A 4,451-nucleotide genomic window follows, 5' to 3' on the forward strand; every position below is an offset into this window, starting at 1 on the left:
TGCTCGCTCTTCGTAGCGAGCGCGGGCAAGGTATTGCTCATAGCTGCATTGAGTCTTCTGATTGAGGGAAGGATGCAGCGGAACAACTTGACGCCGCAAGTTGAGATTCGGGATGGGTCAATCGATTTGTTCGGCCACGATCTGGCGCATTTCCTCGCGCGTGAATCCTGACGCTAGCAATTGCTGCGCGCCTCTGATTTTCCTCGGCAACATGTTTGGCATTTTGGGTTCGATTGGTCGCGGACCGACCGCGGTTGGTTTCATTTCGATATTGTTTTGCATATTAAAATCCATTCGCTGCGCAGCATCGCCCGCAGCCTTCTTTTTGAAAATACGTCGAATGCAAGCAAAGGAGAGGCATGCTGCGTAAATGTCAGCATTCAAACTTTGAGTGGTGCGGTAAAGATTCTGCGCTCAATCGGAGTCTGCAGAAATGGCCGGACTAACCTTGTCGACCAACTCCATATGGGTGACAGGAAGGAGTATTTCAAGGGATCAGGTGCTTCGGTCTCCATTGGGAGCCCGGTGTTAAGAGCCCACGGTGTCAGTCACTTATAATCTTCAAGATGGCAGATGCTGTTCCATCAAAGTAGTCTGACACAAAACATCGCCAATAGATTGATGTCCGGAATCATCCTAAACTTCTGAAAAGGGTTGCGATGGAAGCCGAAGGTGCGATTTGGCCAACGGTACTCAAACCTGGCGACAAGGTGAGATTTGTGTCGCCGGCGAGCACTCCGGACAGAGACGACGTTTTTCAGCGGGCACGAAAACTCGAAGGCTGGGGTCTCCAGGTAGACTATGGCGAGCACGCTTTCAAGAAGCGGTCGTATCTGGCGGGCACAGATGAAGAACGCGTTGCTGATTTCAACGCGGCCCTACGCGATCCAGAAGTGCGCGCGATCTTCGCCACGCGTGGCGGAAAAGGCTCCTACCGGATCGCAGATCGACTGGATTTCGAGGCAGTGCGGCGGGATCCGAAATTCCTGATTGGCTTCAGCGATATCACCATCCTTCATTTGAACTTGTGGAAGAAATGCAGCTTGGTGGGCATTCATGGTGCACTTGTCAATGGTCATTCTGGGCGCGATAGCGAAGAGACTATGTATGCGCTTCGAGCCGCGCTGATGACCTCCCAAACCATCACGATAAGGGCGCGGCAAGAGGAAAATACTTTCGCGCTCACGACGCAGGGATCTGCCAAAGGGAGGCTGATAGGGGGCAACCTCAGCATGGTTTCAACCGCTGCCGGGTGGGCCCTTCCGAAGTTGCAGGGAGCGATCCTGCTGCTCGAAGCCGTCAATATGTATGTTGGCGAGGTGGACCGCCAGTTGACGATGCTGCGGAATGCAGGTCATCTTGACGGTTTGGCAGGTATCGCACTGGGACAGTTTACCGACTTCAAGCCAAGCAGCGATAACTTCACGATCATTCATTTGTTACGCGAACATCTTGAACCTTTGGGCGTGCCGATATTGGGAGGTTTGCCGTTGGGACACGGCAGCAATCCTGTCACCGCAATAGTGGGAGCTGTGGCACATCTTGATACCTCAGCGCAAGAATTGGTACTTACACGGGGTGCCTGAAACGAAACCCGCGGCAGATATCTCCATGACAACAACCAGGATCCAATATTCAACGCCGCACGTGGATATCGTAACGGCACTGCTTCGTAATTACAGTATGTTAAGGTGTAGTTGGTGGTGGCGCTCACTACCTAGCATGAGTTCAGAGTCCGCTCTTGGCCCAAAGCGGACCTTTGTCAGTCGTAGGATGCAGCGGTGAAAACTGCTGACTGGGCGGCAAAAGCGCGGTTGTAATACGCTCCGGACAAGGTACAAGCTAGTTCCAACCGGCGCTAAATATTTACGGCGGGAACGAACGTCGTGTACAAGGCCGGTGTCTTGCGATCGATTGAATGGGAAGGTGGACTCACCTKCCCATAGCACAGAAGCAGCCTTTATTTATACACTGGCGCTGCAATCGGTTCTGCCATTGGCGGAGGAGCTTTTCCTTTGCCGATTGATCCGCAGGCACTTAAACTCATTACTGTTAGTACGGCAACGACGGTGATCAGAGCTCTATTCATTCCAAGATCCTTTTCATCAAGTTGAAGTAGGCCAACCACTCTAGGCTAATATGGAAAGTGTTAAGAACTGGTCGTCGGATCGAGAAGTAAGGGTATTTGTAGCAACGGTTCTTTTTTAACGGAGATTCCGATTCACTTGGCCGTCAATTGTCTAGAGGCATAAGGCTCGTGGATAGGTCCTATCGAGCGATTGAATTTCATGAGGCCGCGGAGTGCCCTTATTAAAAGTTCATCGACGACGATAACGATGAACAGGACCCCAGCGACCATGACCCTACGTTCCCTCTTGGCTTCCACAACCTTCAGTGTGATCATCGGCGCGCTCGCGCCTGCATTCGCTGAGACCACCCAACCCGCAACTGCCGTTCACTACACGCAAGCGCCGGACACCTACGCTTTCCCGCTCGGGGACCTTAAGATTATAGCACTATCAGACGGTACCGTTCCCCAAGACCTGCACAAGCTCCTGACTGGCACATCACAGCCAGAGATCGATAACCGCCTGCAACGATCCTTCCTGACAAATCCCGTCGAAGCATCGATCAACGCATTCCTGATTGAGGACGGCGCGCGGTCGATCTTGGTCGACACTGGTTCAGGACAGCTCTTCGGGCCTGGGTACGGCGGGAAGCTTCGGGACAGCCTTGCCAGCGTCGGTGTCATGCCGGAGGACATTACCGACATTCTTATTACCCACATCCACACAGATCATGCGGGTGGTTTGGTTACTGATGCCAGGCCCGTCTTTGCGAATGCGACGATCCACGTCGCTGCACCTGAACTTGCCTTTTTCATGGATGCGACGAACGCGGAGAAGACAGGCTACGCCCGCCAGTACTTCGACGAAGCCGCAAAAACAATCGGCGTCTACCAAAAAACCGGAAAGGTAAAAACATTCTCCGACAATGAAACCATTCTTCCGGGAATTACTGCATCGATTCATCCGGGCCATACCCCTGGCAGTTCTTTCTACACCGTAACAAGCAAGGGGCATTCGATTGCTTTTATCGGCGACATTGTTCACGTCGAGGCCGTACAGTTTCCCGATCCATTGGTCACCATCCTCTACGACGTGAACCCGGCAGAGGCGGCCATCGTCCGGGAAAAGGCTTTCTCGACCTTTGCCCGCTCCCGGCAACTCGTCGCTGCCCCCCATCTTCCGTTCCCCGGCGTCGGGCATATCGTCGTCGTGATTGGACAAGGCACAAATCTCCACTTGGCGGTGCCGTCAGGCCCGCGCTGTTTAAGTCTGGGATCGTTTGGAAATCCCGATAGGAACCGATGGGCAGACGAGGTCTGCGGTCAGGTCGCTATTTCGGGAGGTGCCTCGTTACCGAAAGAAGTTCGTTTGGCAGTGAGGTATTTCATGATGGCCTCCTTCGGCAGGTCGCCACGATGGACGACGGGGTTGAGTTTTACCTCCCGCTAGGCGCGAGGGGCGGTGGCTGATGACGCAGGTGTTTCTGCGATTGCTTGTTCCGCTTCAAGTTTGCGAAATGATCAGCGCTAAAATGGATAGGGACTAGCCCAGTCCTTCAGTGCTTGAGCCTCAAAGGTTCACTGCGACGCGACCGGACGGCAGTTCAGTTCAACCATGCGGGCCAACTCCAACACTGCGGCGTCGTCATATTGGGCCCCGTTTCGACAAGAGACCTTGACCGAATGGCCTGTATCTTTTTCGAGCCGCATCATGTGGTCCGCGAATACCTCGTCAATCCAGCTTGCATCATCAACCCGGTAAATCAGTCGAAGCGCAAGAAGTGAGATGGTCTTCTCCTTTTCATCGGTGACTTCGATCAGTCGCATCGACTGATTTTTGATCGCTCTTTTATCAGCGCCGGAGGAGGCGTCGATCGTTTCGAAGCCTCGAAATTCGTATTTGTAATCTTGCAGCATCGTGGTTGTCCTTTCGTGGACCTAAAGTTGGGCATGCAAACGCCGTCCCACCGCTTGGCAGCGGTGAAAGGAAAGATCAGTTGAAACCAACGGCCAAGATCACATGGCGGGGTGATCAATGACGCGAACAGATTGTTCGTGTTCATTGTCCGTGTGGACCAGGCAGATGGCAAAACTCCTTAAGACCGCCCGATCACGAAGATCGACGATGATGTTTCCTGCGGAACGCAAGATACGATGCGGCCATGAGCAACCGCACAAAATAAAGTGCAGYTCAACGAGTCTTAAGTCTAAGTTGGGTGTTTTATGACCGGAACTTTTCGCTTGAAGTTATAACTTCCGAAAAGTAGCCCATACTGATAAGTATCGGCTTTAAGTCATACCGACGCCTTAGTTGGCTATTTGACGGATGTTCCGTTCAACTATCGATATGGGTGAATGGGTCATGGTGAACTTCCTTGTTGAC

General features: G+C 52.8%; 4 protein-coding genes. 2 read left to right on the plus strand and 2 right to left on the minus strand.

Annotated elements, in window-relative coordinates:
* Positions 1 to 719 precede the first annotated feature (719 nt).
* The gene (locus ACXJ5O_RS19915) at positions 720 to 1,586 is read left to right on the plus strand and encodes a S66 peptidase family protein (protein ID WP_457301407.1); all 867 of its coding nucleotides are present in this window, start codon (positions 720 to 722) and stop codon (positions 1,584 to 1,586) included.
* A gap of 374 nt (positions 1,587 to 1,960) precedes the next feature.
* Here ACXJ5O_RS19915 and ACXJ5O_RS19920 read toward each other — a convergent pair whose 3' ends face one another.
* Entirely contained in the window at positions 1,961 to 2,089 is a 129-nt protein-coding gene (locus ACXJ5O_RS19920) for an ABC transporter (RefSeq protein ID WP_457301408.1), read from the minus strand.
* Positions 2,090 to 2,357: 268 nt separating this feature from the next.
* Between ACXJ5O_RS19920 and ACXJ5O_RS19925 the strand changes: the two genes are divergently transcribed.
* Positions 2,358 to 3,518 carry an MBL fold metallo-hydrolase gene (locus ACXJ5O_RS19925; RefSeq protein ID WP_457301409.1) on the plus strand — a complete coding sequence of 387 codons (1,161 nt, stop codon included), beginning with the start codon at positions 2,358 to 2,360 and terminating at the stop codon, positions 3,516 to 3,518.
* A 128-nt stretch (positions 3,519 to 3,646) separates the two neighbouring features.
* Here the strand turns inward: ACXJ5O_RS19925 and ACXJ5O_RS19930 are convergent, their stop codons facing one another.
* On the minus strand, positions 3,647 to 3,985 hold the full coding sequence (locus tag ACXJ5O_RS19930; protein ID WP_457301410.1) for a hypothetical protein: 339 nt from the start codon (positions 3,983 to 3,985) through the stop codon (positions 3,647 to 3,649).
* Positions 3,986 to 4,451: the final 466 nt, after the last annotated feature.

The sequence above is a fragment of the Phyllobacterium sp. P5_D12 genome (assembly GCF_054049495.1).

What these genes read in the sequence shown, in the direction of transcription:
- ACXJ5O_RS19920 (WP_457301408.1), bottom strand. Translation starts at nt 2,089, where the DNA reads ATGAATAGAGCTCTGATCACCGTCGTTGCCGTACTAACAGTAATGAGT.
- ACXJ5O_RS19925 (WP_457301409.1), top strand. Translation starts at nt 2,358, where the DNA reads ATGACCCTACGTTCCCTCTTGGCTTCCACAACCTTCAGTGTGATCATC.
- ACXJ5O_RS19930 (WP_457301410.1), bottom strand. Translation starts at nt 3,985, where the DNA reads ATGCTGCAAGATTACAAATACGAATTTCGAGGCTTCGAAACGATCGAC.